The following is a 16,346-nucleotide window of genomic DNA, read 5'->3' as shown; positions in this document are numbered from 1 at the left end:
GGAAAAACAGGCAGGTTAATGGAAAAGATCAATGATAGATACATTTCAATATAAGTCACCGTTCGGTCCAATTGGAGTTTTAGCTGATAAGTTATTTTTAGAGAAGTATATGAGAGAATTTATCGTTTCTCCTGCAAAAGCACTGAAAAAGATTGCCGAGAATATGAACTAGGTTCAATAGTGGCAGGTCAGTTCATCAAGAAAGCTGGTAGAAGCAAGAAATATTGAATTTGACCAAACTATCACACTTAATAATTATGACATCTGTGACATTGAACTACATGAGAAAACACTACTGGTAATAAAAAAGTAGTTATAGAACTAATGGGTGCTTTAGCTGAAGTTCGTAGCTGTTTTTATCACCGGCACCCTGAACGTTAGCAAATGGCTCGGCTCAGCGGTACAACCGTGTTAGGCCCGCGGATACAACCGGCCTTTATTTATAATTACGGATCAAATCGTTTAGCTGCGAGTTGATCTTTTTATTTGTTTTTATAAGAATAACACAGGTAGAACAAATGTTCCAGTGTAAAAGTGTAAATATATTACTTTTTTTGAAAAATCAGTTTTGATAAAAAGTATTGTTGATTTTCTTGAAGACTAAAGGGGCAGGTAACTAGGCAGCCGTAGTGTTTTCGAACTTCGCAAGGGACCTATGCTATAATTATCCAAAAAAAGGAAAGAATTATTTGACCGCACTAATTATCTCTATATATTTAACTATTACACTTGTATCGCTATTTACTTTCGCTGGACCTTATTCTCCATTGGTGGGACTTGCAGTTGGATTGCCTTTACATTTTCTAATATTACTTACACAAATATATAAAGAACTAAAAGTGATATCTAAAAAACTATACGAATAATTTTGTCAATTCTACGTTCTGTGCAGTAGACATGAGTTATGGTTAAACCAAAAAAAGAAAGGGGTGAAGTCCTTTGGGTTACAATATCGGTGATATGGTATATCAACTTATTATGTTTGTTTTGTTGATTGGGATGATTTTTGCTGTTTACTTTTTTGTTCGATCTCTTCTTACAAGGTCAAAAAAATCCAATAGCATAGAACAAAAACTTGATAGAGTAATTGAGCTGCTTGAAAAGGATAAAAGAGATTAATTTCTTTTAATCCTTCTCTTTTTTTTGTTCCTACACAGTTTATGGTCACTCTAAAATACTAGCGGCCCAGGTTAGCCCAATAAGAAGTCGAATATACTCTAGTGATTTCATCTAGTGCAAAAAAGATTATGGAGCAAATAACCGCAAAGATAAAGAAACCTCCTGGGTCAATAAAGTATGTAGCCAATCCAAAACCAATATGTAATGCTCCAGATAACCAGAAACGAATATTGAAAAACTTCATTGAACTAAATTCGGCAATTAGTGAGACTGGTAAGCCATAAAAGAAATTTCCCATTAAACTATAAAAAAGCACAATAAGAATAATCTGAAAGAAATCTCCATCTAATTTAAAGGATGGTTCTTCAAAAATCGAGACTAGAAATAAACCGAATGTAAAGGTCACTGATGAGTAGAATGCCACTTTAATTTTTCTGAAATGGTCTTTAAACAGAAGCTTCCTAATCACAGGAAATAAAAACGCAATCGTTATAAATGCAAGTAAGGTTTTAATTATGATTGGTGTAGTAGAAACAAGAACTATTGTCAACAGAACAAGCACGGAGAAAACAAGAATATAAGAATTTCCTTTTATCATAAATACCTCGGACCTTTTTAACTTCATTGTACAATAAGCTGAAGTTAGTAGGATATTACAAAACAATAATTATCTTCACAGAGTAAATCCTTTTTGAAGTTTTCGTTTTTTAAAGTGATAAGGTGTCCGGCAGTTCTGCGCTGTGTCAGGCGAAGCTGCATGAAATCTCCAAACAGCAAAAATATGCTGTTAAACTGTTTTATTTCAGATCACCTAAAGGTGGTTAAAAAAGTTTTCGGTGATTTCTGTGTCATTATCCTAATTAGAACATAAGTTGAATTAACCCATTTAATTTTTTCCTCCTAAAACAAATAAGGAGATGTTTCTATTGTCAAATTGTGGTCATGAATCAAATTGCGGTTGCGGTAATGATGTTGGTGGATTTGGTGGCGGTTTCGCTTTTATAGTCGTATTGTTTATACTTTTAATCATCGTTGGAGCTGCTTGCTTCGGCGGTGACGGAGGTTACGGCGGCCCCGTACAAGGATATGGCGGATTCTGCTAAAAAATGTATTTAAAAAAGCCGACCTTTTATTGGTCGGCTTCTTTTATGGCTGATTTTTATACTATCGCCAAGTAAGCTTAATGACTGAATCGATAATTTCATTCCAGTCTTCACTATGAATCTCGTGCCCTGATCCATCAAGAGTCACTAATTCTGCATGAGGGATGGCTTTTGCAAGAGCAAGCCCGTGCTCGTATGGCAAGGCTGGATCTTCTGTGCCATGAATAATGAGGACAGGTACGGAGATCTCACCCATTCTATCGAAATATTCGTCCCCGCCAGCAAGCATAGCATGATTGAATCTGCTCTGTAGCTGTTTGGCACGGTCCGCCTCTCTTTTTGCCAGTTTATACAATCTTTCCTGTTCATAAGGTTTGGAACCGGCTAAAGTTTTCCATCCATCCGCAAGAAAAGCGATGACCGTCTCCCGATTTGACCAATCTATGGAAGCGCTTTTCGCATGATGATCCAATATGCTTTGGTCCATTGGAGGAAGTTTTTCCATTACAGTCCCGAACACACTTGATGCAATCAGCGTAAGCGTAGTAACGCGTTCCGGATATTTTAATGCAAGTATCTGGCCAATCAAACCGCCTAGGGACATCCCGACGATAGACGCCCGCTCTATGGAATAAGCGTCCAGGACGCCCGCGGCATCATCAGCCAAATCCGTTATTGTATAGTTGGAGGTACCGGGTTCATAAACGGTAGATCGTCCCAGATCCCGATGATCGTACCGAATGACAAACCTCCCCGAATCAGCGAGGCGGAGACAGAAGTCAGCATCCCACCAGTCTAATGAAGACATTGCTCCCATGATCAAAAGCACAGCAGGGTCCTTAGGGTTTCCAAAACTTTCTGTACATATATCCACTTTATTTATTTTCAGTATCTTTTCACTCATGTTTTTTACCTCCGTATTAAATATTATCCAATAGCCGATACGATGGCGCAGATCAATAAATTCTTTCCGGAGCATGATGATTGGCCTGCGCTTTTAATTATCGCAGTCTAACCCACTTAATAATCATGACGAGGCCTCCTTTTAATATTTGTAAAATGGGAGGTATCCCTATATTACTGTAACATGGGGGATTTCTTTGTGTCACCAAATTTTCCCACATTTCCATGAAGACGGAAAACCCCGAATACAGAGCACCTTTTTTGGTGTCCTTTATTCGGGGTTTTTAAGATGCATTTTATTGAGCTGTATATCCGCCATCTAACACGACTGCCTGGCCTGTGATGCCCCGTGCTTTGTCGCTTGCGAGGAAAATGGCGTAGTCGGCAATTTCACTTACATCGAGTAAGCGGTTTTGCGGGACAAGTGGATAGATGACCTCTTCCAAAACGCTTTCCAGTGGTACTTGCCTTGTTTTCGCCAGGTCCTCCAGTTGACCGCGGACGAGAGGCGTGTCCACGTATCCTGGGCAAAGGGCATTGACGGTTATGCCAAAAGAGGCGCTTTCCAAGGCGGCGACTTTCGTCAATCCGATTACACCGTGTTTGGCACTATTGTACGCTGCTTTGTTGGCGAATCCAATCAGACCGTTAATGGAAGAGATGTTGATGATTCTGCCGAAGCCCTGTTCTTTCATGATGGGCAAAACGTTCTTAATTGAAATGAATGGCGCGGTCAGCATGATTTTGATCATCAGTTCGAATTTTTCAGTTGGAAACTCTTCAATTGGTGCAACATGCTGAAGGCCGGCGTTATTGATAAAAATATCTATTCGTCCATATTTGTCTTTAGCTTGTTTGATTAGTTGGATAATATCCTCTTCACTTGTTACGTCAGCTTTTAAGCCGATAACCTCCAAGCCGTTGTTCCTTAGGTCTAGAGCAGCTTTTTCAACTGTGTTTTGATCAAGGTCGGACAAAACGACCTTTGCGCCATTTTCAGCAAATATCTTCCCAATCTCAAAGCCGATCCCTCTAGCGGATCCGGTAATTATCGCTACTTTATCTTTAACCATATTACATTCCTCCAATAAAAAATGTAATGGTCCAGGTCTGTCATTTTATGTCGTAAACAGGGAATATCTCACAGAGTAAGCTCCATTGGAAATATAAAGGGAAGGTTATTAAAAATATGATTTAGGTTAATGAGTAAGAGTCTATCATGATTTTCTTGATAACAAAAGAATTTTATTTCCCCTTATCGTTGGCATAGATATTGCATATATAAAAAGGTGAGTAAATAAAGGTAATTAAAACGGAAAGGGGAAGCTGGATGATTAAAAAAATAGCCATTATCGGTTCAGGTGTAATGGGAAGTGGAATCGCTCAGTCTTTTGCGGTTAGCGGATATTTCGTCACCATTAACGATATAAAGGAAGAGTTGCTACACCGTGCGCAAAACCGAATTTCTGAGAATCTATCATTGCTCATTGAGGAAGGGGTTTTGACTGATCAGGAAAAGCAAGTCGCTTTAGCCCATATTACATATAGCGTGGATTTGGAAGGGGCAGTAAGGGATGCTGATTTTATCATTGAGGCCATTCCAGAAGTCATTGAGCTGAAGTTGAATCTATATGAGCAAATGGAGGAAATAATCAAACCGGATGCCATTGTTGCTTCAAATACATCGACCTTTCCGATTTCTCAATTGATGGAGAAGGCCTCGTTTGCGGACCGGATGGTCATCACACATTTCTTTAATCCTGGCCATTTGGTTCCATTGGTTGAAATTGTTCAGCATGACGAAACAAAGCCGGAAATCGTCAAGACAACAATGGATTTGATGCGTAAAATCGGCAAGTCTCCGATTCTCTTGAAAAAAGAAATAGCAGGATTCATTGCCAATCGTCTCCAGACTGCCTTGATGCGGGAAGCCTTTTATCTATTAAAAGAGGGCGTTGCCAATGCTGAGGATATCGATACAGCGATAACGGCTGGACCAGGTTTTCGATGGGCATTTACCGGGCCGATCGAGATTGCTGATTTTGGCGGACTGGATACATGGCAGCGTGTTTTCGAAAATGTTTCACCGGTATTGGATCAGAGTAAGGAAGCCCCTGATTTGATTCGTGATTTGGTGTTTGAGGGAAAGCTTGGGACGAAGTCGGGAGAAGGGATTTTTACGTATGAAGAATCTACCGTTTCTCAGAAAATCAATGAGAGGGACCGTAATTTTATTAAACTGGGAAAATTAAAAATGGAGAAGGAGGAAGTATTATGAGGGAAGTAGTGATTGTAGGGGCAGCAAGAACACCAGTTGGGGCGTTTGGAGGCAGTCTTGCCAATGTGTCGGCGGTCGACTTGGGAGTCGTGGCAGCTAAGGAAGCGATTAAGCGGGCAAATATCTCGGCTGATTTGATCGATGAGGTATTGGTTGGAAATATTCTCTCTGCTGGATTAGGGCAAAATGTGGCACGTCAGGTTGCGATTCATGCAGGGATTCCGGAAACGACGCCGGCCATGGCCATTAATAAACTTTGCGGATCTGGTCTCCGTACGGTCATAATGGGAGCGCAATTCATTGCCCTTGGTGATGCAGATGTGATTCTTGCCGGGGGTATCGAAAGCATGAGCAATGCCCCGTATTTACTTCCAAATTATCGTTTTGGGCAGAAAATGGGTAATGCCGAAGCGGTGGATTCAATGACTTATGACGCCTTAACGGATGTTTTTAATCAATATCATATGGGCGTGACTGCGGAGAATATTGCCGAGCAGTGGGAAATCAGCCGTGAAAAGCAGGATGAATTTGCTTTAGATAGCCAAAGAAAGGCTGAAAAGGCGCAGCTTGAAGGACGGTTTGCAGATGAAATCGTACCTGTTGAATATAAACGCAGAGGAAAGACGATCTTGGTGGACCAAGATGAACACCCGCGCCATGGGCTGACGATAGACCAGCTAACGAAGCTGCGTCCTGCTTTTAAGGAAAATGGAACGGTTACGGCAGGAAATGCATCCGGAATCAATGATGGGGGTGCGATGTTGGTCCTGATGTCTAAAGAAAAAGCGGATGAGCTGGGATTGGAAGCATTAGCAACAATCAAGTCATATGCAAACGCCGCGCTTGACCCGAAAATCATGGGATACGGTCCAGTGCCTGCGACAAGAAAAGCTTTGGCAAAAGCGGGATTGACAATAGATGAAATTGATTTGATGGAAGTGAATGAAGCCTTTGCGGCACAGTCACTCGCCGTGGTTAAGGACCTTGAACTGGAGCCGGAGAAAGTGAATGTAAATGGCGGGGCGATTGCCCTGGGTCATCCGGTAGGTGCTTCCGGTGCCCGGATCTTAGTGACTTTATTGTATGAAATGAAGCTTAGAGATGCAAAAACCGGCCTTGCCACCTTATGTATCGGTGGCGGACAGGGAACTGCGCTGATTGTGGAACGGTAATGACTTGGCCTCATTTTCCTATGATATAATGGAGGAAACTTCAGACGGGTTAAGGAGAATAGGAATGGCCAGCGATAATAAAACTATTCAATTGGAATTAGTGAAAGCGATATTGGAAGAATTGCCTTTTGGTGTTTTGGTGACGAAAGACGAAAAAGAAATCGTTCTAAGCAATCGCGTATTATCAGAGGCTTTTGCTGAGAATCAATTTGAGATGCAAATAAATTTGATTTTAGAAAAAAACCTTGTACCAGCTGTAAACACTCCGATCCGTTTGAATGATAATAATGGGATTGTCAGAAAAACCATCATTCAAATGGGTGATGAGGAGTATCAGATTTACCTCCTATTGTTTACAAATAATAAAAGTGATTTTCTTAATATCGATAATCATGAAGAACTTCTGTTTAAGGATATTATCGAGTTTGCCTATGACGGCTTGGTGATGGTCGATACGGAAGGGTATGTCCAAATGCTGAGCCACGCTTATGCGGATTTTCTTGGGGTCGATCAGGAAAGCTCGATAGGGAAACATGTAACGGAGGTCATTGAAAACACCCGTATGCATGTGGTCGCCAAAACTGGCAAGCAAGAGGTCGCTGAATTACAAAAAATTAAAGATAATTATATAATTGCGACCCGCTCCCCGATACGGAAACAAGATAAATTAATAGGAGCGGTCGGAAAGATCCTTTTTAAGAATGTCGGGCAATTTACGGCTCTTTCCAAGCGGATAAATTCACTTGAAGTAGAGCTGAAGAAGTACAAAGGCGATTTTCGCGAGAGAAATAAGGCCTCATATACGTTTGATCATTTGATGGGAAGAAGTCCTGCTTTCATGGAAGTAAAAGGTCAAGCCAAAATTGCGGCTAAAAGCGACTCGAATGTGTTGATTTTGGGCGAAAGCGGAACAGGCAAGGAGCTGTTTGCCCATTCCATTCACAATGATAGCAGACGGGCCATGGGTGTGTTTGTCAAAGTGAACTGTGCCGCCATCCCGGCAGAGCTGCTGGAGTCAGAGCTTTTTGGTTATGAAGAGGGTTCTTTCACTGGTGCAAAAAAAGGCGGAAAAGCAGGTAAGTTCGAAGCGGCTGAAGGCGGAACGATTTTTCTCGATGAAATCGCTGAGCTTCCACTGCATATGCAGGTGAAGCTGCTCCGTGTTTTACAAGAAAAAGAGATTGAGAGAGTGGGTTCTACGGGAAGTATTCCGATTGATGTACGGGTCATCGCTGCAACGAACCGTAATCTGGAGGAAATGGTCTCGAAAGGGGAATTCCGGCTTGATATGTATTACCGGTTGAAGGTCTTGCAAATTCAGGTTCCTTCCTTAAGGGAGCGACCGGAGGACATTGAAATACTGGGAAATCATTTTGTTGAAAAGTACCAGAACCTTATGAAAAAACGCGTAATGGGAATGAGTGATCAAGCATTACGGCTGCTTCGTCTTTATAAATGGCCGGGGAATATTCGTGAGTTGGAGAATATCATTGAACGCGCAATGAATATTGTTGAAGAAGGGGAAATGATACGTTCCAAGCATCTCCCTAAAGAAATAACGGGTCATAAAGAATCAGTCTCGATCCGCACTTTAGCTGAAGTAATGGATGAAACGGAACGGGCTGCAATCGTTTCATGTTTGGAAATGACTTCTGGCAATAAATCAGAAACGGCAAAGAGACTCGGAGTGAGTCGAACAACATTGTATGAAAAAATGAATAAATACGGTTTATGATTGTAGAAAGTGTCCTTTTGCGAAGGATACTTTCTAAATTTTTAAAATAGTAGATTGGAACGGAAAGCGAGTGCCTGGAGTGAACGCAGCGTTCAAAGTATAGAAAACCTAAAAAAATGTAGGAACAGAGGTTAAATCTAAAGTTTTAAAAAAGTTGATTGGAACGGAAGGTGCGAGACTCCTGCGGGAAAAGCGAGTCCAGGGGAGACCCCACAGGCGCAAAAGCGCCGAGGAGGCTCACGGACCGCCCGCGGAAAGCGAGTGCCTGGAGAGGAAATCAACGATCAAATTGTACAATCCGTAAAAAAAACTATAGACCAACTCGATTTTCATTGAGTATGTCTACAGTCTGAAGTACCCTTTAGCCAAAGGGTACTTTTTTATGATTTTTAACCTCCTCATAAGGATAGACACGCATTTGTGCATATTTCACACTAGCAGATAATGAAGTGTGTTCGGAAATCCGTACATAAAACAAGATGGAATTTAAATGTTGTAAGAAAAGGCTTACACTTTTTTGGAGTTTATACGTGTGTGTACTGAAACCTTGACAGTTTTAAGGGATTTAGCTTTGAAAAGGGAAATAAAATGTTGGAAAAGGCTTTAAAAGATGAGATTTTTCATTGTATTTAAGTTGGCACAATAATTGCATAATTACTTTAGTGAATGGCCTATCTGTCATTTTATATTGTGTTTCCACGTAAAATGAAAAGGGATTTCTTAAATTAACAGAATGTTGAAAGCGTTCTCAAAAATTGGAAGATCATTCAGCCTGACTTGGGGAAGGCAGGCTTGGATGGTAAAAGCGGAAAGATTAAAAATGTGGAATTTAGGAGATTAATAGTTCTATTTAAATGCTGCCGAAATAATTTTGGGGCAAGGGGAAAAAAGGGGGAATTGATTTGGTGATTCAAATTTTAGCCATTGTTGTGGCGCTGGGACTTTTAATCTTTTTAGCCTACCGGGGCTATCCGGTCATTATCATAGCGCCGGTTGTTACTTTACTGGCTGTCATCTTATCCGGTGGACATTTGCTGCCGAGTTACACAGAGACATATATGACGTTTGCGGCTAGCTATATAAAAGCGTTTTTTCCGATATTTTTATTAGGGGCCGTATTTGGAAAAGTCATGGAGATGAGCGGTGCAGCTGCATCCATCGCCAAGACCATCGTAAAATCACTAGGTTCAAAGCAGGCCATTCTTGCTGTAGTGCTGGCGTGTTCGGCGCTGACATATGGCGGGGTTTCATTGTTTGTAGTGGCATTCGCCGTTTATCCATTCGCAGCGGCAATTTTTAAAGAAGCAGACATTCCAAAGAGATTATTGCCAGGAACTATAGCATTAGGCGCTTTCACTTATACGATGGATGCCCTTCCAGGAACACCTCAGATTCAAAATATCATTCCAACGAATTATTTCGGAACAGATACGTATGCAGCTCCAATAATGGGGATTATTGGCGCGATCATGGTATTCACTGGAGGAATGATCTGGTTAGAGCGTCGCCGTAAACAAGCGTTGGCAAATGGTGAAGGCTATGGGGAAGGACATATTAATGAGCCAGAAAGTGCAGAACAGCAAAACCTGCCTAACTTTTGGCTGTCCATCGTGCCGCTCATCCTTGTCGTAGCATTTAATTTTGCTTTCAGCCGCAGTGCCATTTCGGTTAAGCACTGGTATGATGCATCGATGTTGAAGGAAACTTTCAACATTGCCGATGTAAGCACAGTCACTTCATCCTGGTCTTTGATTGTGGCACTGACAATCGGTATCATTGCAGCGATGCTTCTGAATGTTGGACGCATCAAGGTCAAATTGGCAAGTGGATTAACAGCTGCGGCAATGGGATCATTGCTTGCGATATTCAATACCGCTTCTGAAGTTGGTTTTGGGAATGTTGTGAAAACGCTACCTGGATTCTCGGTCATTCAAAACTGGGTGTTCAATGCAAGCGGTAATCCACTCGTATCCGAAGCTATAGCCGTCAATGTGCTGGCAGGGATTACCGGATCTGCATCTGGTGGACTTTCGATTGCGTTGGAAGTAATGGGAGGTCACTATTTGCAGGTGGCCCAAAGTGTCGGAATCACACCGGAAATGCTTCATCGAATAGCATCCATGGCATCTGGCGGAATGGATACGCTGCCGCATAATGGTGCCGTCATTACCTTACTTGCCATTACTGGACTGACACATCGTCAATCTTACAAAGATATCTTTGCGATTACGATTTTGAAAACAGTGACCGTGTTCATCATTGCTTTTGCAACTTCACTGTTTATTTAATAGAATAGTATTTAGAATGGAGATGATGGAAAATGAGTAAATTATTAACATCTTTTGATAGCGCTATTCAACAAATCGAGGATGGAGCAACCATTATCGTTGGCGGGTTCGGATTAAGCGGGATTCCAGAAAAACTAATCATTGCTTTGCGTAACAAAGGTGTAAAGGATTTGACGATTGTCAGCAATAATTGTGGAGTCGACGATTGGGGTCTAGGTCTTTTGCTTGAAAACAAACAAATCAAAAAAATGATCGCTTCTTATGTAGGGGAAAATAAGTTATTTGAACAGCAATTTTTAAGCGGCGAGTTGGAGGTCGAGCTAGTTCCCCAAGGAACGCTGGCCGAGCGTTTAAGAGCGGGCGGAGCGGGAATTCCTGCCTTTTATACAGCTACAGGAGTAGGAACGGAAGTCGCAAAAGGTAAAGAACATAAAGAATTTGATGGCCGCACATACATTATGGAAAAAGGAATAGTCGGAGATTTTGCCTTTGTAAAAGCCTGGAAGGCAGATCATTTCGGTAATCTTGTATATCGGAAAACAGCAAGGAATTTTAACCCAGTCGTTGCAACAGCAGGGAAAGTCACGATTGTCGAAGTGGAGGAGCTCGTGGGTACAGGGGAGCTCGATCCGGATGAAATTCATACTTCAGGAGTTTATGTACAGAAAGTGCTTGTAGGAAATGACTATGAAAAACGAATTGAAAAACTTACAACTGCTAACGCATAAAAAGGAGGAGTATTCGAATGACAAGACAACTAATCTTAGAACGGGCCGTTAAAGAAATCCAAGATGGTATGTGTGTAAATTTAGGGATTGGAATGCCGACCTTGATTGCCAACATGATTCCGAATGACTTTAATGTCATGCTTCAATCGGAAAATGGCTTACTGGGAATCGGACCTTATCCACAAAAGGATGAAGTCGATCCGGATTTGATCAATGCAGGAAAAGAAACAGTAACCGTAAAAGCGGGGGCATCATTTTTTGATAGCGCAGAATCGTTCGCGATGATTCGCGGCGGTCATATCGATCTAGCCATTTTAGGCGGGATGGAAGTTTCCGAAAATGGGGACTTGGCAAACTGGATGATTCCAGGGAAGATGGTAAAAGGAATGGGAGGAGCGATGGACCTCGTCCAAGGCGCAAAACGTATTGTTGTCATTATGGACCATGTGAACAAGCATGGGGAATCCAAAGTGAAAAAGAACTGTACATTGCCATTGACGGGAGAAAAAGTCGTACATTGCCTGATTACCGAATTGGCTGTTTTTCAATTTACAGAAGCTGGCATGGAATTGATTGAATTGCAAAATGGCGTAACACTTGATGAAGTGAAAAGCAAAACAGAGGCTGACTTTACGGTAAGCCCCTCTATTGAAATTAAAGCGTAAGTTAAAGAGAATAATAAAATAATACATTATAGACTGCTTTCATTCGCAAACGGGCGAACGGAAGCAGTCTAATTTTTTGTCGTATTTTTGGATAATATTATTTTATGTTAAGGCTGTCATAAGTTGGGGGGGATTCTAACAGGGTGAGTTATGACATGGCGAACGAGAGAAGACCGCAAAATGTGGTCTCAGGTATAATTTCGAAGAAAAGTTTGCCTGCAGTTTTTTATTAAAAAAAGTTGCAGTTGATTTCAGAAATCCGCTCCCTTTCCATTCGGCAGGAGTGTCGCAAATTTCTTCCATCCAATGAGGATTTCATAAAACTAAAAAACCATTAAGTATAACTACTTTTGTTTTAAATCATGGTTCTGGAGACCATTCCGAACTCCCTTTTGTCGAAAAACTAAGACCGCAAAGTACGGTCTCTTTTATTTGGTTTCAGCAATATAAAAATTTTCCTACCATGCTACTTTTCCAATAAAAAGGCTTATATAAAGTTTGATGGGAATTTAAAAGGAGGGATTATAGTGAAAGTAGCATTACGAACATTATTGGATCGATCAGTGAAAAAGATGGGTAAAGGGATGAATCCTGTTGTGAAGGCATCAGCATTGGAAATGGTGGAACGTGCTTATAATGAAGGGATAACTGTACAGATAAGTGCAGGTTATCGCTCTTTGGAAGAACAAGCCGCGCTTTATGGTCAAGGGCGAGTTTACAGCTACAATGGAAAAAACTATAGTAATTTAGCTAAACCTATTGTGACGAACGCTAAGCCAGGGCAATCTTATCATAATTTCGGACTGGCTATTGATTTCTTCATTGTGAGTGAGGATGGCAAGAGAGCGATATGGACAGTGAATGCACATTGGCAGCGCGTGGCTGCCATAGGTAAGGATTTAGGATTCAATTGGGGCGGGGATTGGAGATCATCCAAGGATTTTCCCCACTTGGAGATGACAGGCGGGTTATCTTATACTCAGTTACAAGCAGGTAAGAAACCTCACCTTACCTTTAAATTAGAAAATACGGATATACCGAAGACCAGCAAAGGAGATAGCCTTATAATTTCCATCCAAAAAACGTTAAATGGCCGATATAAAACGGCTATTGAGGGTGATGGGTTTTATGGCCCCAAAACTCGATCGGCCCTTATAAAAGGTTTACAAACGGAATTGAATAAGCAATTCAATAAAAAGCTTGTTGTCGATGGGAAATGGGGACCTAAAACCAAAAATGCAATCGTCACCATAAAAAAAGGCGCTAGCTGCAATATTACATGGATCCTGCAAGCAGCGCTCTATATGAAAGGATTTAACCCTGGGCTCCTTGATGGAGAATTCGGAGGGGAAACCGAGGCAGCATTATTCAAATTCCAAAGAGCAAGCAAGATATCCGCTGATAAGCTTGCAGGTAAAGAAACATGGAATGATTTGTTTTCTTGATAGAGAATCCATACTGTTAGCAGAAAGTTAAAGCTGTGGCAAGAGTGCACCAACTACCTTTTTTCATTACTTATACTTTCAAATATTAATTATGGATTGCAAAGTTCTTAATATTCCTTTAGAGTACGTACCTGTCGCTATTTTAGTATGAGCTTCCTTGGCTTCTTGAGTTGCATTCCCTACAAGGTAACCATGTTTAACACTTTTTAACATGAGCAGATCATTTCCGCTATCCCCGAAAGCAAAGGCATACTCCCGACTCAGCCCGAATTTGTCTAGCATAAATCGTACAATCTCATTTTTACCAGTACCTAATGGAATAAAGTCTATATCATAACTATCTTCAGGATCGCCGGCAAGGGGATTACAACGATTGATATTTACCCCTATCCCGTACTCTTTGGCCACCCTCTGGATAGTGGATAAGTTCTTCTTGTCGACAGATTCATGTTGTATTTTATAATAATAATTTCTTTTATAGCGTGAACTTCCCATTTGAGTTTGAGGAATCAATGGTATATTGCCGTTGAGTAGAATATTATAAATTTCATCGACTTTCCGTTTATTAAATTCTTCGATATTAATCTGTGAATGCCAATCTGGATCCTTTTCCAAAAAGTTATTTTCTGAGAAATAGGTGATTTCGGTACCTAAGTCACTTGCAATAAAATGCGGGAAAAATCTGAACCCACCATGTTCCATTTTATGTAATATTGATTCGATACTACTCCCAGTGACCCAGCCAAAGACAAGTTCTTCATCATTACTTTTTGCTTCTAAGTAATTTTCAAGTTCATATAAATCTTTCTGTCTCTCGTGACTCATGGAGTGAGGATAATAGGTTTCATCAAAATCACAGAATACAATGTATTTTGGGTCATCAACATTTGGCAATAACTGAAACCCGCCCTTTTTATTCAATAACAAAACAATCCCTCCATTAGCTAAAAATATCCGCTTCAATAACTTTTTAAAAATACATATCAGGAAAATATTGATATTATTTGATATGTTAGGAACGGTTTAATAATAACTTCTGAAATCGATAACATGTCAACCACTTATTACAAGGATGGGATTAAATGATGAAAATCAGCGAGATTGCCAAGATATGCAACGTTTCTAAAACAACGGTATCTAGAGTCTTAAATAATCATCCATATGTATCAAAAGAAAAAAGGGAACAAATCTTAAAGGTCATTGAAGAGCTTGATTATGCACCAAGTTCACTTGCCCGGAATTTTAGGACAAATAAAACCAAAACGATTGCAATATTAGTCCCAAGATTTGATCATCCATTCTTTGCCCAATTGGTTAAAGGAGTATCTCTAGCAGCATTGGAAAATGATTATAAAGTTCTTATATTTCAAACCTTTTATGATTCGAAAAATGAATTAGATGTTATGGGAAAATTAAAGAATAGAGAAGTAGATGGGGTTATTTTAGGAGCGTTAGAAAATGAATGGAATTTAATAAAGCCTTATTTGAAATACGGCCCAATTTTACTGTGTAATGAATACCATCATTCCGCCTCTATACCAATTATTGGTTATGACGAATTCGAAGCGACATACAAAGCTGTTAATCATTTAATAAAAAAAGGCCATAGGAAGATAGGTTTTTGCTACGATACTTCTTATAGTCAGGCTCAGATTCAAAGAAAAGAGGGGTTTTTAAAAGCTTTAGCAGATAATAATTTACTATATAATGAAGACTGGATATTTGGACATGGATTTAATATTGAAGATGGATTTCGTATTTGTGATGAAATATTAAAATTAAAAGAAAAACCTACTGCCTTATTTACCGGAAATGATCAGGTCGCAGCAGGAATTATTAAAAAGGCAACTACGTTGGGCTATAAAATACCGGAATACCTAGCTATAGTTGGTTATGATAATCAATCTATTTGCCAAGTCACAACCCCCACCATCACCACAATCGATATACCAATTATGGAATTAGGACAACGCACTGTAATAGAATTGATTAAATATTTAAGTAATGATTTGAAATTAAAGCGCGACGTTATTAAATTGCCAACCAAACTTAAAATCAGAGAATCAACCTAACCAACAATAAGATATAAAACTTCATATTCAGGTTTTATCCTTTTAGACAGACACTTAAGAAATTCAAAAAGAAGCGGAGTTCAGCAGTATGTTAGCGGATGGGATGTAATCCGTCCTACCCGGGAATAATTCGACTTTCCCGGGAAATAATTCACCTAAACTCGGCATAATTCGACTTCCCCCGGAAAAATCCTAAAGAATTCATTCAAGTTCCAAGCACCAATCATTGCATTGCATAAAGCTCCCCGGCGGGTATTCGAATTCACATTCGGAGATGAGGTTGAAGCCGAGCTTGCGGGAAATCGCATTTGATGCAGGATTATTGATGGAAGGGAAAGCGTGAATATATTTGTATTTTCGTTCGGCTTTGATTTTCTCTATCATTGCCTTCACGGCATGAGATGCGATTCCTTTTCCTTGGAAGGAAGGGAGGACGCTCCAACCGATTTCGTACACATTTTCATCGTTCCACACTGTTTGCCAGTAGCCAACGGAACCGGCCGCCTCTGCCTCTGGAAATGAGTTGATGCTAAACATGCATCCTTTATTTCCAATCTGTAGATACCGTTGATGGCGTTTCAGGATTTGTTCATTACTTTCTGGTCCGCCAAGATGTTCCATCATTTCTGGGGCATTTAGTTGAAATAGTAATTCAAGGTCTTTATCTTCCCACGGTTTAATTTCTATTTTCGTTTCTTTGCTTTGTTCTGAAATCCGACTCACCCCTGAATTTTATATTTTCTTATATAATCTTCTTGGCTAAATGCGATATTCCTTTATTTGACCTTATTATTCTATTGCCTTTATGTTGAAGTTTGATTTTAATAAGAATAAAGAG

General features: G+C 40.2%; 15 protein-coding genes and 1 pseudogene. 11 read left to right on the top strand and 5 right to left on the bottom strand.

What is annotated here, in order from left to right; translation table 11 throughout:
* Positions 1 to 31: 31 nt before the first annotated feature.
* Both ACIQZD_RS05500 and ACIQZD_RS05495 read left to right on the top strand, forming a co-directional pair.
* A pseudogene (locus ACIQZD_RS05500) lies at positions 32 to 172 on the top strand (cell division protein); the annotation flags it as partial.
* A gap of 767 nt (positions 173 to 939) precedes the next feature.
* A complete protein-coding gene (locus tag ACIQZD_RS05495) occupies positions 940 to 1,119 on the top strand; it encodes a DUF4083 domain-containing protein (RefSeq protein ID WP_402899140.1) in 180 nt (59 codons plus the stop codon).
* Positions 1,120 to 1,177: 58 nt separating this feature from the next.
* On the opposite strand, the gene ACIQZD_RS05490 is transcribed toward ACIQZD_RS05495, so the two are convergent.
* Entirely contained in the window at positions 1,178 to 1,717 is a 540-nt protein-coding gene (locus ACIQZD_RS05490; RefSeq protein ID WP_402899137.1) for a hypothetical protein, read from the bottom strand.
* Positions 1,718 to 2,045: 328 nt separating this feature from the next.
* Here ACIQZD_RS05490 and ACIQZD_RS05485 point away from each other — a divergent pair, with 328 nt between their 5' ends.
* Positions 2,046 to 2,222 (top strand): YjcZ family sporulation protein, encoded by a 177-nt coding sequence (locus ACIQZD_RS05485; protein WP_402899134.1) that lies wholly within the window; start codon positions 2,046 to 2,048, stop codon positions 2,220 to 2,222.
* 61 nt (positions 2,223 to 2,283) lie between these two features.
* On the opposite strand, the gene mleCBF is transcribed toward ACIQZD_RS05485, so the two are convergent.
* Positions 2,284 to 3,126 carry a CBF family alpha/beta fold macrolide esterase gene (mleCBF, locus tag ACIQZD_RS05480; RefSeq protein WP_402899131.1) on the bottom strand — a complete coding sequence of 281 codons (843 nt, stop codon included), beginning with the start codon at positions 3,124 to 3,126 and terminating at the stop codon, positions 2,284 to 2,286.
* Positions 3,127 to 3,421: 295 nt separating this feature from the next.
* Positions 3,422 to 4,198: a 3-hydroxybutyrate dehydrogenase gene (locus tag ACIQZD_RS05475; RefSeq protein WP_034309729.1), complete on the bottom strand. Its 777-nt coding sequence runs from the start codon at positions 4,196 to 4,198 to the stop codon at positions 3,422 to 3,424.
* Between the two features lie 257 nt (positions 4,199 to 4,455).
* On the opposite strand from ACIQZD_RS05475, the gene ACIQZD_RS05470 reads away from it, so the two are divergent.
* The 7 genes from ACIQZD_RS05470 to ACIQZD_RS05440 all read left to right on the top strand — a co-directional run bounded on the left by ACIQZD_RS05470 (position 4,456) and on the right by ACIQZD_RS05440 (position 13,436).
* Positions 4,456 to 5,403: a 3-hydroxyacyl-CoA dehydrogenase family protein gene (locus ACIQZD_RS05470; protein WP_402899127.1), complete on the top strand. Its 948-nt coding sequence runs from the start codon at positions 4,456 to 4,458 to the stop codon at positions 5,401 to 5,403.
* Complete coding sequence (locus tag ACIQZD_RS05465) at positions 5,400 to 6,575, top strand: acetyl-CoA C-acetyltransferase (RefSeq protein ID WP_402899124.1); 1,176 nt, start codon at positions 5,400 to 5,402, stop codon at positions 6,573 to 6,575. The genes ACIQZD_RS05470 and ACIQZD_RS05465 overlap by 4 nt, the downstream gene beginning before the upstream one ends.
* Before the next feature lie 64 nt (positions 6,576 to 6,639).
* Positions 6,640 to 8,310 (top strand): sigma-54 interaction domain-containing protein, encoded by a 1,671-nt coding sequence (locus ACIQZD_RS05460; protein ID WP_402899121.1) that lies wholly within the window; start codon positions 6,640 to 6,642, stop codon positions 8,308 to 8,310.
* Positions 8,311 to 9,212: 902 nt separating this feature from the next.
* Entirely contained in the window at positions 9,213 to 10,598 is a 1,386-nt protein-coding gene (locus ACIQZD_RS05455) for a GntP family permease (protein ID WP_402899118.1), read from the top strand.
* A 32-nt stretch (positions 10,599 to 10,630) separates the two neighbouring features.
* Positions 10,631 to 11,326 carry a CoA transferase subunit A gene (locus tag ACIQZD_RS05450; protein WP_214745013.1) on the top strand — a complete coding sequence of 232 codons (696 nt, stop codon included), beginning with the start codon at positions 10,631 to 10,633 and terminating at the stop codon, positions 11,324 to 11,326.
* 17 nt (positions 11,327 to 11,343) lie between these two features.
* The gene (locus ACIQZD_RS05445) at positions 11,344 to 11,991 is read left to right on the top strand and encodes a 3-oxoacid CoA-transferase subunit B (RefSeq protein WP_402899113.1); all 648 of its coding nucleotides are present in this window, start codon (positions 11,344 to 11,346) and stop codon (positions 11,989 to 11,991) included.
* Positions 11,992 to 12,518: 527 nt separating this feature from the next.
* A complete protein-coding gene (locus ACIQZD_RS05440) occupies positions 12,519 to 13,436 on the top strand; it encodes a peptidoglycan-binding protein (protein ID WP_402899110.1) in 918 nt (305 codons plus the stop codon).
* Between the two features lie 78 nt (positions 13,437 to 13,514).
* Here ACIQZD_RS05440 and ACIQZD_RS05435 read toward each other — a convergent pair whose 3' ends face one another.
* Positions 13,515 to 14,363, bottom strand: a complete 849-nt coding sequence (locus ACIQZD_RS05435) for an HAD-IIB family hydrolase (protein WP_402899107.1) — start codon at positions 14,361 to 14,363, stop codon at positions 13,515 to 13,517.
* 155 nt (positions 14,364 to 14,518) lie between these two features.
* Here ACIQZD_RS05435 and ACIQZD_RS05430 point away from each other — a divergent pair, with 155 nt between their 5' ends.
* Positions 14,519 to 15,508 (top strand): LacI family DNA-binding transcriptional regulator, encoded by a 990-nt coding sequence (locus ACIQZD_RS05430; protein ID WP_402899104.1) that lies wholly within the window; start codon positions 14,519 to 14,521, stop codon positions 15,506 to 15,508.
* 201 nt (positions 15,509 to 15,709) lie between these two features.
* On the opposite strand, the gene ACIQZD_RS05425 is transcribed toward ACIQZD_RS05430, so the two are convergent.
* Positions 15,710 to 16,222 carry a GNAT family N-acetyltransferase gene (locus ACIQZD_RS05425; protein ID WP_402899966.1) on the bottom strand — a complete coding sequence of 171 codons (513 nt, stop codon included), beginning with the start codon at positions 16,220 to 16,222 and terminating at the stop codon, positions 15,710 to 15,712.
* Positions 16,223 to 16,346 lie beyond the last annotated feature (124 nt).

Origin of the sequence: Peribacillus sp. NPDC096447 (assembly GCF_044762725.1) — a bacterium.
Lineage (GTDB): Bacteria > Bacillota > Bacilli > Bacillales > DSM-1321 > Peribacillus.
Note: the sequence above shows the minus strand (reverse complement) of the source record. Positions and strands in the feature narration are given on the sequence as shown.

What these genes read in the sequence shown, in the direction of transcription:
- ACIQZD_RS05490 (WP_402899137.1), bottom strand. Translation starts at nt 1,717, where the DNA reads ATGATAAAAGGAAATTCTTATATTCTTGTTTTCTCCGTGCTTGTTCTG.
- mleCBF (WP_402899131.1), bottom strand. Translation starts at nt 3,126, where the DNA reads ATGAGTGAAAAGATACTGAAAATAAATAAAGTGGATATATGTACAGAA.
- ACIQZD_RS05475 (WP_034309729.1), bottom strand. Translation starts at nt 4,198, where the DNA reads ATGGTTAAAGATAAAGTAGCGATAATTACCGGATCCGCTAGAGGGATC.
- ACIQZD_RS05470 (WP_402899127.1), top strand. Translation starts at nt 4,456, where the DNA reads ATGATTAAAAAAATAGCCATTATCGGTTCAGGTGTAATGGGAAGTGGA.
- ACIQZD_RS05465 (WP_402899124.1), top strand. Translation starts at nt 5,400, where the DNA reads ATGAGGGAAGTAGTGATTGTAGGGGCAGCAAGAACACCAGTTGGGGCG.
- ACIQZD_RS05460 (WP_402899121.1), top strand. Translation starts at nt 6,640, where the DNA reads ATGGCCAGCGATAATAAAACTATTCAATTGGAATTAGTGAAAGCGATA.
- ACIQZD_RS05450 (WP_214745013.1), top strand. Translation starts at nt 10,631, where the DNA reads ATGAGTAAATTATTAACATCTTTTGATAGCGCTATTCAACAAATCGAG.
- ACIQZD_RS05445 (WP_402899113.1), top strand. Translation starts at nt 11,344, where the DNA reads ATGACAAGACAACTAATCTTAGAACGGGCCGTTAAAGAAATCCAAGAT.
- ACIQZD_RS05430 (WP_402899104.1), top strand. Translation starts at nt 14,519, where the DNA reads ATGATGAAAATCAGCGAGATTGCCAAGATATGCAACGTTTCTAAAACA.